16 protein-coding genes and 1 pseudogene are annotated in these 16,315 nt (G+C 60.7%); 5 read left to right on the top strand and 12 right to left on the bottom strand.

The window, feature by feature from the left end:
• Nucleotides 1-63: 63 nt before the first annotated feature.
• The gene (locus tag ACFFFR_RS09070; protein WP_377459747.1) at nt 64-741 is read right to left on the bottom strand and encodes a helix-turn-helix domain-containing protein; all 678 of its coding nucleotides are present in this window, start codon (nt 739-741) and stop codon (nt 64-66) included.
• Nucleotides 742-932: 191 nt separating this feature from the next.
• On the opposite strand from ACFFFR_RS09070, the pseudogene ACFFFR_RS09065 reads away from it, so the two are divergent.
• Nucleotides 933-2,324 (top strand): annotated as a pseudogene (locus tag ACFFFR_RS09065) (OFA family MFS transporter).
• A gap of 2 nt (nt 2,325-2,326) precedes the next feature.
• Nucleotides 2,327-2,479 (top strand): MFS transporter small subunit, encoded by a 153-nt coding sequence (locus tag ACFFFR_RS09060; protein ID WP_377459745.1) that lies wholly within the window; start codon nt 2,327-2,329, stop codon nt 2,477-2,479.
• A 95-nt stretch (nt 2,480-2,574) separates the two neighbouring features.
• Here the strand turns inward: ACFFFR_RS09060 and ACFFFR_RS09055 are convergent, their stop codons facing one another.
• The 10 genes from ACFFFR_RS09055 to ACFFFR_RS09010 form a co-directional block, all read right to left on the bottom strand.
• Nucleotides 2,575-3,582 carry a hypothetical protein gene (locus ACFFFR_RS09055; protein ID WP_377459743.1) on the bottom strand — a complete coding sequence of 336 codons (1,008 nt, stop codon included), beginning with the start codon at nt 3,580-3,582 and terminating at the stop codon, nt 2,575-2,577.
• 117 nt (nt 3,583-3,699) lie between these two features.
• A complete protein-coding gene (locus tag ACFFFR_RS09050; protein WP_377459741.1) occupies nt 3,700-3,948 on the bottom strand; it encodes a hypothetical protein in 249 nt (82 codons plus the stop codon).
• Nucleotides 3,949-3,965: 17 nt separating this feature from the next.
• Nucleotides 3,966-5,258: a carboxylate--amine ligase gene (locus ACFFFR_RS09045; RefSeq protein ID WP_377459739.1), complete on the bottom strand. Its 1,293-nt coding sequence runs from the start codon at nt 5,256-5,258 to the stop codon at nt 3,966-3,968.
• 20 nt (nt 5,259-5,278) lie between these two features.
• Entirely contained in the window at nt 5,279-6,070 is a 792-nt protein-coding gene (locus tag ACFFFR_RS09040) for a hypothetical protein (protein WP_377459737.1), read from the bottom strand.
• 5 nt (nt 6,071-6,075) lie between these two features.
• On the bottom strand, nt 6,076-6,774 hold the full coding sequence (locus tag ACFFFR_RS09035; RefSeq protein ID WP_377459735.1) for a dienelactone hydrolase family protein: 699 nt from the start codon (nt 6,772-6,774) through the stop codon (nt 6,076-6,078).
• A gap of 7 nt (nt 6,775-6,781) precedes the next feature.
• Complete coding sequence (locus ACFFFR_RS09030; RefSeq protein WP_377459733.1) at nt 6,782-7,486, bottom strand: response regulator; 705 nt, start codon at nt 7,484-7,486, stop codon at nt 6,782-6,784.
• A gap of 2 nt (nt 7,487-7,488) precedes the next feature.
• The gene (locus tag ACFFFR_RS09025) at nt 7,489-8,838 is read right to left on the bottom strand and encodes a sensor histidine kinase (protein WP_377459731.1); all 1,350 of its coding nucleotides are present in this window, start codon (nt 8,836-8,838) and stop codon (nt 7,489-7,491) included.
• An 89-nt stretch (nt 8,839-8,927) separates the two neighbouring features.
• Complete coding sequence (locus tag ACFFFR_RS09020) at nt 8,928-9,842, bottom strand: ABC transporter permease subunit (RefSeq protein ID WP_377459730.1); 915 nt, start codon at nt 9,840-9,842, stop codon at nt 8,928-8,930.
• Nucleotides 9,839-10,762, bottom strand: a complete 924-nt coding sequence (locus tag ACFFFR_RS09015; protein ID WP_377459728.1) for an ATP-binding cassette domain-containing protein — start codon at nt 10,760-10,762, stop codon at nt 9,839-9,841. Before ACFFFR_RS09015 ends, ACFFFR_RS09020 begins: the two co-directional genes overlap by 4 nt.
• 61 nt (nt 10,763-10,823) lie before the next feature.
• Nucleotides 10,824-12,302 carry a glycosyltransferase family 87 protein gene (locus ACFFFR_RS09010; protein WP_377459726.1) on the bottom strand — a complete coding sequence of 493 codons (1,479 nt, stop codon included), beginning with the start codon at nt 12,300-12,302 and terminating at the stop codon, nt 10,824-10,826.
• Nucleotides 12,303-12,406: 104 nt separating this feature from the next.
• On the opposite strand from ACFFFR_RS09010, the gene ACFFFR_RS09005 reads away from it, so the two are divergent.
• The gene (locus ACFFFR_RS09005) at nt 12,407-13,492 is read left to right on the top strand and encodes an inositol-3-phosphate synthase (RefSeq protein WP_377459724.1); all 1,086 of its coding nucleotides are present in this window, start codon (nt 12,407-12,409) and stop codon (nt 13,490-13,492) included.
• A 120-nt stretch (nt 13,493-13,612) separates the two neighbouring features.
• Here the strand turns inward: ACFFFR_RS09005 and ACFFFR_RS09000 are convergent, their stop codons facing one another.
• The gene (locus tag ACFFFR_RS09000; RefSeq protein ID WP_377459722.1) at nt 13,613-14,620 is read right to left on the bottom strand and encodes a zinc-binding alcohol dehydrogenase family protein; all 1,008 of its coding nucleotides are present in this window, start codon (nt 14,618-14,620) and stop codon (nt 13,613-13,615) included.
• Between the two features lie 71 nt (nt 14,621-14,691).
• Between ACFFFR_RS09000 and ACFFFR_RS08995 the strand changes: the two genes are divergently transcribed.
• Both ACFFFR_RS08995 and ACFFFR_RS08990 read left to right on the top strand, forming a co-directional pair.
• Entirely contained in the window at nt 14,692-15,048 is a 357-nt protein-coding gene (locus ACFFFR_RS08995) for a winged helix-turn-helix transcriptional regulator (RefSeq protein ID WP_377459720.1), read from the top strand.
• Nucleotides 15,049-15,257: 209 nt separating this feature from the next.
• Nucleotides 15,258-16,307, top strand: a complete 1,050-nt coding sequence (locus ACFFFR_RS08990; protein ID WP_377459718.1) for a YdcF family protein — start codon at nt 15,258-15,260, stop codon at nt 16,305-16,307.
• Nucleotides 16,308-16,315: the final 8 nt, after the last annotated feature.

The raw sequence follows: 16,315 nt of genomic DNA, 5'->3' as shown, positions 1-16,315 counted from the left end.
GGCCGTCACGCCTGGCGCCAGGAAAGTATTCGTGCCGCGCAGCGGAACGAGACCCTCGACGAATCAGCTCTCGGTGACGATCTGTTCCACCGCTTGCGTCATCACCGGCACAAATCTCTCCGGATCCGTCTCTCGCTGACTGATGGCGACCAAGCAGGCGGCCGGGGCCGAACCGCCGAGAACGACCGGCACGGCCAGACCGTACATGTACGGCTCCACTTCACCGTAGGTGGTGTAGTGCGTCTCCAGCGGACCGCCCTCGAGGATGGCGGTCAACGCGGCACCGGCGGCACCAAGATGCAGCGGATGCGAGGACCCTTCGGCGAAGGTGATGTGAAATCCCAGAGTTGCCGGAGCGCACACCAAGACCGCGGTGGCGTTCTCCCGACCGGCGGCACCCTCAGCAACCAGCAGCGCCAAGGTCACACCGAGTTGATTCGCGGCCGTTTGCACCGGCTCCAATCCGGCCTGGCGTAGCCCCGCATAGCCACCGCGCCCCAGCGCCAGCAGCCCGGAGGCCCCGTAATAGCGACCGGAGGCAGCGCGAGTGACCAACGCGCTGTCAACCAGAGCCTCTAAAATTCGGTACGCCATGGAGCGATGAATCTGCGCGAAGTCTGCAACTTGGCCGATCGTGACACCGTCATCCGCTGCCGCCACGAACTTCAGAACCCGCAATCCACGCGCCAACGTCTGGGCACCTCGGGTCCGCGATTGCCCCTCTTCCCGCTCGGCTGCCATGGACTCCTCCGGCTCTTAAAAATGTGAAATGTTATCAAGGAATTCGACAATCTTCAGCAGACTTAGGTCTTCTGCTTATAATCGAACGTCGTTAGACTACTGAGCAGTTGACTCTACGACTGGGATCAATGCCGCACTATAAAGTCGAGCATACGTAATTTTTCTGCTCGCACATTTTGAGGGAGAACATCATGGCGTTTCTCGCCCGGGAGCGTTCTTACGCACCCGCTAATTTTAACCGGTGGTTGATCCCACCGGCTGCCCTGTCGGTGCACTTGGCCATCGGTCAGGCGTACGCGACCAGCGTGTACAAGAACTCGCTGATTGAACATTTCCAAGTTTCCCAGACCGCGATCGGTATTATCTTCTCGATCGCTATCGGTATGCTCGGTATTTCCGCTGCCGTCATGGGCACCTAGGTGGAGAAGCACGGTCCACGCCGGGCCATGTTCGTCTCCGCCTGCTTCTGGGCAACCGGCTTCTTGGTTGGCTCCCTTGGTATCTTCACCCAGCAGCTCTGGCTGCTGTATCTGGGTTACGGCTTCATCGGCGGCATCGGTTTAGGGATCGGCTACATTTCACCGGTATCCACGCTCATGAAGTGGTTCCCGGACCGGCCGGGTATGGCCACCGGTATGGCTATCATGGGCTTCGGTGGCGGTGCACTGGTGGCGTCCCCGCTGTCCTCGCAGCTGCTGCGCATCTTTGACCCGACCTCCGCTGAAGGTGTCCCACCTTCTGGTGACGCGGTCGGCAAGCTGTTCTTGACTCTGGGTATCGTCTACTTCATCTTCATGATGTACGGCGTGATCAACATGCGTTTGCCGCAGCCGGGCTGGAAGCCGAAGGGCTGGACCCCGAAGGAAAACGCCGACAACAAGATGATCACCACCGCCAATGTTTCGGCGAAGAACGCGATCAAGACCAAGCAGTTCTGGTTCCTCTGGATTGTGCTCTGCTTCAACGTCACCGCTGGTATTGGTCTGCTGGAGCAGGCTTCCCCGATGATTCAGGACTTCTTCCGCGGCTCTGACGGCAACAGCTCCGTGATCCCTGCGGTGGCAGCCGGTTTCGTGGGCGTGCTGTCCATCGCCAACATGGCTGGCCGTTTCGTCTGGTCCTCTACCTCGGACATCATCGGCCGTAAGCCGACCTACATGATGTACCTGGGTGTCGGTGCAGTTGTGTACTTCACCTTGGCCATGTGGGGCTCCTCGGCCATGTGGCTGTTCGTGCTGCTGGCCTTCATCATGCTGTCCTTCTACGGCGGTGGCTTCGCGACCATCCCGGCGTACCTGAAGGACCTGTTCGGTACCTACCAGGTGGGCGCTATTCACGGCCGCCTGCTGACCGCTTGGTCGGTCGCCGGTATCCTCGGCCCACTGATTGTGAACGGCCTGCTGGATGCCCAGGGCGAACCGGGCACCATGACAGCGGAGAACTACAAGCCAGTGCTGCTGACCATGGTTGGTCTGCTGGTCATTGGTTTCATCGCCAACTTGCTGGTCAAGCCGGTTGATCCGAAGTTCCATGAGCCAGAAAAAGAAGACGCTGAGCTCGTTTCGAATGAAGGGGGTCGCTAATCATGACGACCGAACAACAGCATTTCGATGAAAACGCTGAGGTCAAGGGCGGCAGCCAGACTGTCAACCTGATCATTGGTTGGGTGCTGATCTCCGTGCCACTGCTGTACGGCATCGTCACCACCCTGCAGCGGGCAGTGCAGCTCTTCCAGTAAGCGGCGAACTGCTACGAATACGCACCGTGGCGGTCAGTTGAAAGGTTCGACCTTCTCAACTGACCGCCACTGGCGTTAAGGCGTGTCGCGACCGGCTACATGAACATCCCGTCAGGTTGATCTCGAAACAGGATGTGCCGCTGGTCCTGTGCCAGGTAGAGGATCTTTCGGCGTTGCGGCATCCGCTCCAGCTCTTGCTCTTCTTCCGGTTCTTGGGCTTTCGTCGTGGCCCGACCGGTGGCGCTGAAACGAGTCTGTTGTAGCTGACCCGCCGCGTCCCGGTACCGCACGGTGATGGTGTAGAGCGGCAAGTCACCGGAATACCCGCGGCGTTCCCAGTGAAGCGACTCCGTCTGGGCTGGTACGCCGGCGAGGTGGAACAGGTCGACCGGGAGCTTGGTTGGCCCGACGGGGCCGGCGGCGTGACTGAAATACATCCACAGCAGCGCAAGGTTAACCAGCGGCATGGCCGGCCACGCTGCCGTAACGAGGACGAGCTGCCCAAGCTCGTGGCCGAGCTGCGGGTCCCGTAGCGCGGCGATGACCGCCGGGAACAGGAGAGAAAACATGGTCACCGCGATCAGCAGCAAGCCGAACCGCAGCTCGGGCCAGCTTCGCCACCCGGTTTGATAAGCAAAGCCGAATGCCGGTTGTTTCACTCTGGGGTTCAGCCACAGCGGCACCAGGAGCTGGTGTCCGCTCCGTTGGAGCTGCAATTGCTGATCACGTTCCTGCTCGCTTCCTCTCAGGCAGAGGTCGAAGAAGTCCCTGATGATGGTTGTGCCTGCGAGGTTGGTGAAACGCAGCTGAAGCTGGGTCCCGCTGTCGTGGTGCCTGCGTTCGATGACCTCGGCCAGCACCTGCTGGCCGTGGCTGCGCAGCTTGCGCAACGCTAGATCCGGCAAGACGGTGTAGTAGATGATCGCCGCGAAGTTCAACGACCAGGCCGAAATCCCGACAACCAATGTCGGCCACGAGGGTTCGGATCGTTCGACCGACCAGCCGTTGAAGATGAGCGGAATGGTGCCGGCGGCGACCAGATAAAAACTGAGGAAAACGAACCGGGGTGCGACGTTCAGTGAGATCGCCGAAAACGGTTTCATCAAGATCATGTTCTTTACAGTCCAGCAGCGTCGTATGGCCGCTCGGCGTCGACTAGACCTCACGCCGGTGAACACTTCGAACTTACCGCAGGATTCGAGCTAGCGATTCAAGGCCAACTAGCCCTGCTCCAGTTCGCCCTCCAGAACGTAGCGGACGATCGCAGCCGTGCCGGACTCATCTTTATCGATGGCCCAGTGCACCCCGTTTTCGGACTCGACGCGTTCGATGGTTCTCGGTTCGCCGACCTGTTGACGGTACACGTCAAGGGCCTCTTCGTAGGAGGCGCAGACCTTGAAGAAGTCCACCACGGCCGCCGAGGTGGCGATGTCTCGAACCTCCATGACCGCATACACGTAGTACTTCACTGAAACCCAGTCCAGACTTAGCGGCGGAAGGCGTCCAGCGCCCACTTGGCTTGCCGGGAGAAGACCGTGAACTTACGTTTGCTGCTGGTCTCCGCCTCGTAGTGGTAGGGGTTCAGCAACGCTTTGCCGAGCGCTTTGAGCCGGCGTTGCTGCTCGGGGCTGCCTTGCCGGTAGGTGGCGGCCAGCGGCAGCACCGTGTAACCCGACGGACCCGTCAAGTTGACCGACTCCGGGAGCGGGGTGGCGTCAATCTGCGGCAGGTAATGCCGGACCAACCATTCTGCGGGGTTTTCCCCGGCGGCGGTGATGTACATGTGGTTCCGGCCCAGGCGTGGATTGAGTTCGAAGAACTTGGCTTGCCCGTCTTTCGGGTCGACTTTCAGGTCGAACATCGCAAACCCTTCCCAGCCCAAGGCTTTCAGGATCTTGGCGCCGTGTTCTTGGACGGTTGCATCTTCTCCGGAGAGGATCACCAGCGAGTTACCTTCGGTGCCCTTGTTGTGGTCTTCCAGCGCCACTTCTGCGTAGGCGGAGAGCCGGACATTCTGGTCTGCGTCGAGGAAGCAGGACAGCAGGCGCATGTTCTCATCCCCACCGCCGACGTACTCCTGAATGAGCAGGACCCCGTCGTAGCCGGCGCCCTGAGCTTCGACGAACAGGGCCAGCATCTCATCGAGGCTGTTGATCACATAGACCTTCTGCCAGTTCTCGAATGCGGCAGAAGCCCATTTGCCCGAGTCTGCCGGTTTCACGATCACCGGCCAGCCCAAACCGGCACGGTTCAAAGCTGAGCTGATGCCCGCGACCCGGGTGTCCATGGGGTTTTGTCGAGAGGCTGCGGCACCAAGGTCAATGGTGAGGGTGCGCGGGTGTGGGATGTCCAGTTCACGGCATAGCTGTTGGAAGCTGACTTTGTCAGAGGCTTTTTCAATGGCGTCCAAGGACGGGTACGGGATGGTGTACCAAATCGAGAGGTCATCGCGGTGCTTGACGATCATTTTCACCAAGTGATCGAACCCGGAGAGCAGCAGCAACGGCCGGTTGTTGTCCTCGGTGAGCTGGCGGCCCAATTGGATCAGCTGCGGGATGACCACATCTTCGTCGACCATGGGGCCAACGATGACGGGATCGATCGCGACCGAGTCGGAGATGAGCCAGTTCTCGTTAGCGGAGACGACTTTGGAGATCACTCCGTAGGCTTGATGAAATTCGCGGGCGTAAGCGTAGATACCGATGTCCCCACCGAGCAGGACCGGCACGAAAGGCTGGTCCGCTGGAATCTTGCCATAGGAAGAGGCTGCAGCGTTCATCCTTTTACGCTACCAAAAGGTTATCGGTGACGGCCGCGCGATCGTCGGGCGTTCTTGGCCCGACCGCCCTGGGCTCGCGAGCGGAACTTATTCGACTGCCGCTGTTTGGACTTCTTGGCTTCCCGTTCGGCGGCTCGGACGGTTGGTTGCCGTGAGCTGGTGGCTGAGCGTCCGCGCAAGATCCCAATGAAGTCTTGCAGCAAGGGGTGTTCTTCACCGGCTCGGTGCCACAGCAGACCGGTCCGCCACAGCACCTGCTCCGCTGCGTTGTCTTGCGGAACATTGGTGTCCGGCTCGGGAAGCTGGATCATCCGCGAGCGCACGTCTTCGTGGTTGTGGCCCCGGACGAGGGAAAACGGGACGACTGCCGCGGCGGCCCCGGTCGCGACGACCTCCACGCCCATGGGGGCGCCGCCCACGGACTCGGGATAGTCTCGCCAGTCGATCAGGTTCACCTCAGCCAGTTTCTCGACTGGGACTTCGGCGTCCGGCGCCCACCCAGCCAGGCGGTCTTCTTTGTGAAATATCACCGCCGCGTTCTCGGTGTAGAGCGGCAGGAAGTGGAAGTCGTCACTGGGCTGTTCAATCCCGATGCCCGGGCCTACCGGGTACCAAGCGCCGCGCTGCTGGGACGGCAGCGCGGCCACCCGCACGAGCGCAGCGTCTGCGCCGGCAAGCATGGCGTTCGGCTCTTGGTCTGCCGTGAAAGCTCCGGCATCCAGCTCAATAGAGAAGCGTTCGCGCCAGCGGCTAAACCACTTGTCCGGGAAAATGCCCGGGACATGGCGGATCCGCAGGGCGGGTGCATCCACCTGAATTACTTGACCTTCTCGCGCAGGAATTCGACTGCACGCTTCCATGCGGTTTCGGCTTCCAGCGGGCGGTAGTTGCCCTGCGGGTTCTCATCATTGTGGAACGCGTGCGGGGCCGAATAGTAGTAATAGGTCACCTCGGTGTCAGCCTCATTGCGGATCTGCTGCTCCTGCATGCGGGCCTCTTGGACCGGGTAAAAGTCGTCTTGTTCGGCGTAATGGCCCTGTACGGCTGCGCGGACACCGGAGAAGTCGTTCGGCACACCCTGGCCGACACCGTAGAACGGCACTGCTGCGGAGACTTTTTCGCCTTGCTGGTTGGCCAGCTGCAGAACGAATCCGCCGCCCATGCAGAAGCCGATAGCGCCAACGGTGTGGGAGGTGACATCGGTGGATTCGATGAGGTAGTCCACGGCCCCGGCCAGCAGCTCGGCGGCCTTGTCTTCTGGGAGGTTGGCCATCATCTCACCGGCTTCTTCACCGTCGTGGGTGATGGATCCGCCGTAGAGGTCTGGGGCTAGGGCTACGAAGCCTTCCGCGGCGAGGCGGTCGCAGACGTCTTTGATGTGGTCGGTCAGCCCCCACCACTCTTGGATGACGATAACACCGGGACCGGAGCCGGCATCAGGGATTGCCAGATAACCGTGAGCGGTGCCACCGGCAGAGTCGAAGGTTACGTTCTGGTGTGGTGTTTTTTCAGCCATACCTTAATTAGTAGTCCAGACCTTGGCTGGGCACAACCAATCCGGTCTCATAGGCGTAGACCACGGCCTGGATTCGGTCCCGCAAGTACAGTTTGGCGAGAATGCCGCGCACGTGGGTCTTGACGGTGGAGATCGACAGGAACAGCTCGACGGCGATCTCTTGGTTAGATTTGCCCGCGGCCACCAGCATGAGCACTTCTTTCTCCCGCTCGGTGAGCTCATTCAGCAACGGATCTTCTTCAGCCGTGGTTTCTGTCGCCGATTTCTGGTCGTGCTTCTCCGCGCCACGCACGAAGGTTTCTAGAAGGCGGGCCGTGACCCGGGGCGCCACCACGGCATCCCCGGAAGCTACCACCTTGACGGCTTGGATGAGTTCTTCCGGAGGCACGTCTTTGAGCAGGAAGGCCGAGGCCCCGGCCTGGAGTCCGGAGAAGGCGTATTCATCTAAGTCAAAGGTGGTCAGAATGATGACTTTGACCTCCGGGTGCGCCTCGATGATGTGGCCGGTGGCGGTAATGCCGTCCATGGTGGGCATGCGCACGTCCATGAGCACCACATCCGGGGCGAAGGTTGCGACCGCGTCGATGGCCGCGGACCCGTCGCCGGCTTCGCCGACCACCGTGATCTCGGGGTCGCCTTCCAGCACGAGCCGAAAGCCCGTGCGCAGCAAGTTCTGATCATCGACAAGGAGGACTTTGATGGGTTCGGACATGACTAGCTCTCTTCTTGAGAAGGTAATTCAACGTGGACGTGCCAGCCGATCCGGTGGCCGGTGGCGGAACGGCGTGGGCCGGCCGTGGCCACCCCGCCGTAGAGCGCAGCTCGTTCCTTGATGCCTGCTAAACCTTGGCCGGTGGCGGAACGGCGTGGGCCGGCCGTGGCCACCCCGCCGTAGAGCGCAGCTCGTTCCTTGATGCCTGCTAAACCTTGGCCGGCGCCGACCGACTTGACGTCTGTGCTCGATGTGCCGTTGTCGGTGACCGTAATGGTAATCTTTTCCGGCTCGTGAAGCAGCCGAACATGAACCTCTGTGGCGTTGTGCGCGTAGCGCAACGCATTGGTGAGCGATTCCTGGATGATCCGGTAGACGGTCAACTGCCGGGTCTTCGACTCCGGCAGCGGGTCCCCCTCGGAACTGAAACGCACGGGCAAACCCGCCTGCTGGAAGTTCTCCAATAGCTGGGGCAGACCTGCCTCGGAGGGTTGGGGCGCGAATTCGGTGGTGTCTGCGGCACGCAGGATGCCGATCATGCGGCGCATGTCCGCGAGTGCGGACCGTCCCGCCGCCGAGGCATGGCCCAGGACTTCCTTGGCTTGATCGGGGTTGCGGTCGATCGCGGATTTGGCCCCGTCCGCCAGTGAGATCATCACCGAAAGGGAGTGCGCGACCACGTCATGCATCTCGCGGGCAATCTCGTTGCGTTCTTGAGCTTGGGCCAACTGTCGGGTTTCGATCGCCCAGCGGCGCACGTTATCTTCCCACGCCCGACTACGACGAATATTGTCACCCACCCCGGCAATGAGCAGGGACACCAAAATGCTGATCAGAATCCCGGCGTAGAACCCGAACATCAGGCCGACCTCAGAGGTCGTGTCTGGTGGCGGTCCGTCTTCCGCGAAGACCTCAACGAGTTCTGCCGGGCTCAAGGTGAGGTAATAGGTCATCACGAGCAGTGTTCCCGGCACGATGAACAGCACCGAACGCCAGATGCCGTAGCGCCTGCCCAACGTGTAGGACAGGAAGAACATGGACATGCCACCACTGGCGCCATTGACCAGCAACACCACAATGGATTCGGAGATGACCGCCAGCACGTACATGAGCCAAGGCTTGTAGTTGCGGAACCAGATCAGCACCGATTGAAACAGCACCCCGACGATGACGACCCACGTGGACTCGATCGGCATGAGCCCGGCAATGACCACCCCTGGCAGGTGCAGGAATAGGAACGCGCCGACGACCAGCATGCTGGTCCCGATCGGATGCGCCCGCATCCAGGCGCGGATCTGTCCCGGCGCCGGATATTCCAGTACCGAGCCGACCGCTTTGGGGTTCTCTGTCATGGCTTAAACCTTACTCATGGACGTCGCTTCGCCCACACCCTTCAAAGTTCGGGTGTGGGCGAAGCAGTCTGGATGAATGCTCGTTTGGTCTACTTCACGTCCGTGGTGGCAAAACGGGTGCCACCGGCGGCTAGGCCCAGCAGACCCCAGCCCATGAACAGTCCGATGGCTGCCGCGCGGGATGGGAACTCATCCGGTTCGGTGAGGCCCATGGCGGTGCCGGCCAGGTTCGATGGTAGGTAGCCGCCGATGGTGGCCATGGTTTCACCGGGCAGGAACATCCACACGATCGGCAGGATCATCACGATCATCAGCAGTGCCACGATGGCGCCGGCGCTATTGCGCAGCAGGAATCCGAGTCCCAGACCCAGCCAGCTGGCCGCGATGGTGAACAGAATCATCACCATGTACTGCCACCACTGATCCGGGGCGAAGAATGATTCGGCGTAATCGTACTCGCTCAGCTGCGGCCAGATCACGTAGTGGCTGATCAGTGCGCCCAAGAAGAGGGTGAGACCGGTGACCACCGTGATGACCACGGTCTTGGCGGTCACCACCTGCCAACGCTTCGGATTGGCCAACAGGGTCGAACGGATCGCGCCGGTGTTGAACTCACCGGCCGCAGCCAAGACCGCGATGCTGCCCAGCAGCACCAGTGCCAGCTGGTAACCGGAGCCACCCATGGCCGCGTGGATACCTTCGCCAGCTAGGAGAGCCTGCATTTGTGGGTCAGCGTCCATCTGTGCGGAGCCGCCATTGCTCATGTCGGCTTCCAAGGCGTTTTTCATCAGCTCCAGCGACAAGACGCTGAGGAAGGCGAAACCGATCATCAACAGCATGGAGGTCCCGATCAGCACCCAGGTGGAACGAAGGGAGAAGAGTTTGTGGAACTCGGCCTTGATCAGCCGGGCAAGGTTGCTGCCGCTCATCTGTGCTTGCGGGATGTGCTGTTTCTTCGGGGCTTGTTGGTTGGGCTGTGCTTGGTCGAGAGTTTGGGTGTTCATGAGTTGTCCTTCACTGCCTGCTTACCGGCGGCATATTCAACGTGCTCGGCCGTGATACCCATGTAGGCATCTTCCAACGTGGCGGATTCGACGCGCAGCTCAGTCAGCGCGACCCCGGCGCTGAGCGCTATTTGGCCGATCTCTTCGGCGCGTTCGCCCGGAACGGTGATCGCGCCATTTTCTTCTTGGGTGACGTTCATCCCGGACAGCTTCATGGAGTGCACCAAACCGGCTGGGTCCAGGGCCCTCACGACCGTGACTTCGCGGGCGGCCTTGATGAACTCATCGATCGGGGCCTGGGCCAGAATCTTGCCCTTGCCGATGACCACCAGTTCGTCGGCGGTGATCGCCATTTCACTCATCAGGTGGGAGGAGAGGAATACCGTTCGGCCTTCTGCGGCCAGGTGCTTCAGCAGGCCGCGCACCCACCGCATCCCTTCCGGGTCCAGACCGTTAACGGGCTCGTCCAAGACGAGCACTTGCGGGTCTCCCAGCAGCGCGGTGGCGATGCCCAAACGCTGGTTCATCCCGAGGGAGAAGCCACCGACTCGGCGGCCGAGCACATCACTCAGACCGGTTAGGGCAGCGACTTCATCCACCCGGCGCTTGGAGATGCCGTGGGTGGTCGCCATGACCTTCAGGTGTGCCCCGGCGGTACGGCCGGGGTGGACGGCGCGGCTGTCCAGCAGGGCGCCGACCACGGAGAGGGGATTTTTCAAATCTTGGTAGCGCTGGCCGTTGAACGTTGCGGACCCTGAGGAGGGGGCGTCCAAGCCCAGCATGACACGCATGGCGGTTGACTTGCCGGCACCGTTGGGGCCGAGGAAACCGGTCACGCGGCCGGGATTGACGTTGAATGAGATATCGCTCAGGGCCTTCTTAGCCCCGTAGCTTTTGGAAAGGTTTTCCACGGTAATCATGGTTGAACCACCTTTTCTTGTGCGTTAGATCAACCATAGGCAGCCGCCTGTGGCGGGCACCTCACCCGGAAGACGTAAAAGCTTTCTTCGATTTCTGCGGCTCCTCGTCCGCAGGGCTGAACCGGTATCCCGGATCGGACAGGTGCGCGCGCAGCACCGGATCCTGTTTCGGATCACGGATATCGGCGATCACCCGGTAACACAGCCACAACACCATGACCACGTGGGCGAGCACCGCGAACACGTAAACCGATTCGTCCATTCTGTGGCTATCAGGCCAGTCTTGCGTACTGTAGCGGGCCAGCAGCATCCAGATCGCCCAAAAATGCGCCACTTCGATCAGCTGCCACACGATGAAGTCCAGCCAGCGCGGGCTCGCCAGCGCTACCAGCGGGACCAACCAGATGACGAACTGCGGGGAGTACACCTTGTTGAACAGGATGAAGGCGGCCACGATCAAAAACATCAGCTGGGCCAGCCGTGGCCGGTGCTGCGACCGCACCCCAAAAATGAAGATCACGGCGCAGGACAGGGCGAAACCGCCGGTGGCCAGCACGCCGACAGCGTCCGCGTCCAAAGTGGTGTTGCCGGTCTTTTCGGCCATCAGGTTCCACACGTGCCAGATGGAAGACCACGAGGCCCCGCGTTCGGAGGAGAAGGTGTAGAACTTCGCGAACGCGTCCCAGTTACCGATCATCAGCGGCAGGTTCACCGCCAGCCAGGCACCCGCAGCGGCCGCGGTGATCTTCGCAAAACGTAGGTAACTCTTATCCCGCACCGTCAGGATGAGCAGGGCCCCGAGCAGGAACAGCGGATACAGCTTCATGGCGGCACCCAGGCCGATGAACACCCCGAGCCACAACGTCTTGCCGCGGGAGGCCGCCCACATGGCGGCCGCCAGCAGTGTAACCGCCCAAATGTCCCAGTTGATGCTCCCGGCGAAGATGATGCCCGGGGCGATCGCCACCATGACCGCGTCCCACGGCCGCCAGCGGGCCGTCTTGGCGGTCAACAGGACGGTGACCACCCAGAGGATGAAGGCGAACAGAAAGTTCACCCCGAAATACGCGGCGCCGTCCCCCACCCACGGGCCGGGCACAAGAGCCGCCGTGAGAGAGGCGACCACGGACATCAGCACCGGGTACTCAAATTCGGCGGTGGTGAACGGAGCCCACGGCTGATCGGCCAGCCCGCGGGAGGAGTACAGGGCAGTCCAGTCCGAGTAGCAGCCGTTCAGGTACACCCCGGGGGAACCGGCCCCGTTAAGCAGACAGTGCTGTTTCGTGAGCACCGCCGCAACGGCCGCCAGTGTGGTGAGGATGACTAGGACCCGGGACAACGTAAAGAAGTGCGTCTTGTCGATGGCCGCGGCGGCTCGGGTTCCCCACGGCCCGCCCAGCAGCGTGGTGGAGGATGCCAGCACCGGATCATCTTGGGTTGGCACCACCGCCGAAGGGCCTTCGGTACGGCCCGGTCGTTGCTGCTGGGAGGAGAGGCTCATGGGGACAACTCTAGCCAACATGAAGGTGGCCAGTGTCACGGGAATGTTTATATATCACGCGTCGTTAGTTCTATTTAGGGCATATGCCATGTTTGGACATAAACTATGTTCGGCTCAAAACACAATTTTTCGAAGGAGACCTGGTGGCGAAGAATCCCGTTCGCGTAGCGATCGTAGGGGTTGGCAACTGCTCCACCTCGCTGGTGCAAGGTGTCGAGTACTACAAGGACGCTGACCCGTCCGATACCGTTCCCGGTTTGATGCACGTACAGTTTGGTGACTACCACATCGGTGATGTGGAGTTCGTGGCGGCGTTCGATGTGGACGCCAAGAAGGTCGGCAAAGACCTTGCTGAAGCCATTGAGGCCTCGGAAAACAACACGATCAAGATCACTGATGTGCCGACCACCGGTGTGAAGGTGCTGCGCGGCCCAACCCTAGACGGTCTGGGCAAGTACTACCGGGAGACCATCGAGGAATCCACCGAAGAACCAGTAGATGTGGTGCAGGCCCTCAAGGACGCCAAGGTTGACGTCATGGTCTGCTACTTGCCTGTCGGTTCGGAAGAAGCGGCCAAGTTCTACGCGCAGGCCGCCATCGACGCCGGTGTTGCGTTCGTCAACGCCCTGCCGGTCTTCATCGCTGGCACCAAGGAGTGGGCGGACAAGTTCACCGAAGCCGGTGTCCCAATCGTCGGTGACGACATCAAGTCTCAGGTGGGTGCCACCATCACCCACCGCGTGCTGGCCAAACTGTTCGAGGACCGCGGTGTCGAACTGGACCGCACCTACCAGCTGAACGTCGGCGGCAACATGGACTTCAAGAACATGTTGGAACGGGACCGTCTGGAGTCCAAGAAGATCTCCAAGACCCAGGCCGTCACCTCCAACACCTCGGCCAACCTGACCGATCGTGACGTGCACATCGGCCCATCCGACTACGTGCAGTGGCTGGATGACCGCAAGTGGGCCTACGTGCGCCTGGAAGGCCGCAACTTCGGTGACATCCCGGTATCGATCGAGTACAAGCTGGAAGTCTGGGACTCCCCGAACTCCGCAGGTGTGATCATCGATGCGCTGCGCGCAGCCAAGATCGCACTGGACCGCGGCATTGGTGGCCCGATCCTGTCGGCATCCTCCTACTTCATGAAGTCCCCACCGGAGCAGTACAACGACGAGTACGCCAAGGAACAGGTCGAGGCCTTCATCCGCGGCGAAGTCGAGCGCTAAGCTCCCACCGCTTTCACGAACTCAATCCCGGTCGGGAACGAACCAAAAAAATCGTTCCTGACCGGGATGAGTTGTTTAACCCCGCTGGAGACATCGACCCCGGCTTCAGCGGATCTGAATCTACGACCAGCCGTGGACGACGACCTTACCGATGGTGCGTCCACTCTCAACGAGCAAGTGGGCCTCGCGCAACGTCTCCGGGGAGATCGGTGTCAGAGTCTGAGTGGTTGTCGGGCTGATGCGGCCCTCGTCGATGAGATCGGCCACCTGATTCAGGAGCCTGTGCTGTTCGATCATGTCCGGGGTGTGTTGCAGCGGCCGGGTGAACATCAGTCCCCAATGCCAGGCGATGCTCTTGCCCTTGAGTGGCGACACGTCGCGGGGACCGTCGTCGATCGCGACGATGTGACCAAAAGGGGCCACGATCTGCGCGTAGGTCTCGACCTGCCCCGCGGAGTGAGCGGTGAAGACCCAATCCACACCTTTTGGCGCGATGCTCTGTACTTGGGCGGCTAAGTCCCGGTGGTGGTCGACCGTGTGCTCCGCGCCGAGATTCCGCACCCATGCGGCACGTTCCTCATCAGAGGCGGTTGCGATGACCTGGACACCGGGCAGCAGCGCCTCCGCCAGTTGCAACATGATCGAACCCACACCACCGGTGGCACCGACCACCAGGAGCGTGCCGGTGGAATTAGCGGTCAAGCGGAGTCGGTCGAACAGGGTCTCCCATGCAGTAATCGCGGTCAGCGGGATTGCGGCAGCGTCCGCGAACGAGAGTGTGGTGGGCTTGCGTCCGGTGATGCGCTCGTCCACAACGTGCAGGCGTTGATTCGTGCCCGGACGGTCGATACTCCCGGCGGTGAACACCTCGTCGCCCGGCGAGAACAAGGTGACCTTTGATCCGACCTCACGCACCGTTCCTGAGGCGTCAAATCCAAGCACCCTGAAGCCGTTCGCTGGTGCACCGGCGCGCTGCTTCACGTCGACCGGGTTCACCGAGACCGCTTCAACCTCAACCAACAGGTCATGCGGTCCCAGCTCCGGCACCTCGACCTCACGGCTGATCAGGGCCTCAGAGTCCGTAGCGGTAAGATTCTTTTCATATCCAATGGCAAGTGTTTTCATCATGCCACTCATGGTTTCGTGAGTGCACTAGTTACCGTCAAGGGCACTTAGTTACTTTCAGTTACCATAGTCGTATGAGCCAGACTATGGATGCGTGCGAGCGGAACGACGTCTACGCGGCTATGTGCCCGTGCCGTGACATGCTTGACCTGCTCGCGAACAAGTGGAGTGCGCTGGCGATTGGTGCGCTCGAAGATGGACCGCAGCGCAATGGACAACTCAAACGTAAACTGGGCGGGATCAGCGCCAAAGTGCTGTCGGAAACGCTCAAACGTCTCGAAGAACGTGGCTTGCTTACCCGCACGGTCTACCCAGAGGTCCCCGCGCGCGTCGAGTACGAGCTCACCGAACTCGGACATAGCGCCGCGGCCCCGTTGAAACACCTGCGCGACTGGGTCGAGCAAAATGTCGGCACCGATGAACATAGCTGATTCGGACGAGGGAACTCTGTAGGAGAGCTACGCAGTCCGGTCGACCGTTGACTTCAGATTGGGCATTAGCTGCTCCTTATCCGTCCTTAGTTGGACGTGGCCGATTCCTAGATCAGTCTGAAAAGCGACGCCTGCTATTGACCCGCCGAATTAGGATCAACATGTAAGTCTTGCTCGCGTACAGTCCTGAATCCTCGAGGAACCCCTTCATGCCCCTGCTCTACACATTCTTGATACTCGGCATCGCATTGATAGGTGTCGGGATCTTCGCGTACGTTCGCGAGCGCAGGCGTTTGAGCAACACCGTGTTGATTCTGGCAGGGTTGGGTCTGACGCTGTTCTCCGGTTTGCTCATGCTAGCTAGCAGCGAGGTGCTGGGACGCTGGCCGTTCTTCATCGTGGTGACACTCGGCGTCTTAGTGGCACTCGGTTACCCGGTGTTGGCAGGCTTTCTCATCTCGAACGGGCTAACCATGTGGAAGCGTGAGGCCCGCACCCTTGGCAATCTGCTCTCGCTGCTGATTGGGGTGGGCATGGTGGTGGCCCCGGTCGTGTTGGTTCAGATCGGGAACTGGGTCGGTCAAACCGGGACGCTCTACACCTTGTGGGTATCGGCGTTGGTGTTCCTGATCGGGATCGCCGGCTACTTCGGTTTCTGTTTTCTCGCGTTCCTGGTGGCCTCTGTGGCCTACGGGCGGATGCCCCGCAAAGGTGACGCCAAGTACGTAATCATCTTGGGGTCCGGGCTGATCGGCGACAAAGTGCCACCGTTGTTGGCAGCCCGACTCGACAAGGCCATTGAAGTCGCCAATCGGCAGGACCATCCACCGGTTTTGATTCCGAGCGGCGGTCAAGGTGGCGACGAACTGATGCCGGAAGGCACCGCGATGGCCCGATATCTGGAGGATCACGGCGTTCCCGCGGACCGGATTGTCGTGGAAGATAAAGCGGTCAACACGGTGCAGAACCTTCGCTTCAGCCAAGCGCTCATGTCAGATCCGCAAGATAAAGCTGTGGTGGTCACGACCGGTTACCACGTGTTCCGAGCAGCAATGTTGACCCGGCACTTGGGATTGAATGCGCGAGTCCGTGGGGCCCGAACAGCCTTCTACTTTGTGCCCAGCGCGTTTGTCCGCGAGTTCATTGCTGTGCTGCGGATGAACCTGAAACTCAACGCAGCGCTGATTGGATTGTGGACAGCGATCGTGATTTTCCTGCTCGGAGTTTCACTCAACTGGTGGTTCGTGCAGAACGTCTAAAGCGGACG

It is taken from the genome of Micrococcoides hystricis, from assembly GCF_042434215.1.
In the GTDB taxonomy this organism is placed as follows: Bacteria; Actinomycetota; Actinomycetes; order Actinomycetales; family Micrococcaceae; genus Micrococcoides; species Micrococcoides hystricis.
The sequence above is the reverse complement of the archived record's forward strand: the minus strand, read 5'-3'. Positions and strand labels throughout refer to the sequence as shown.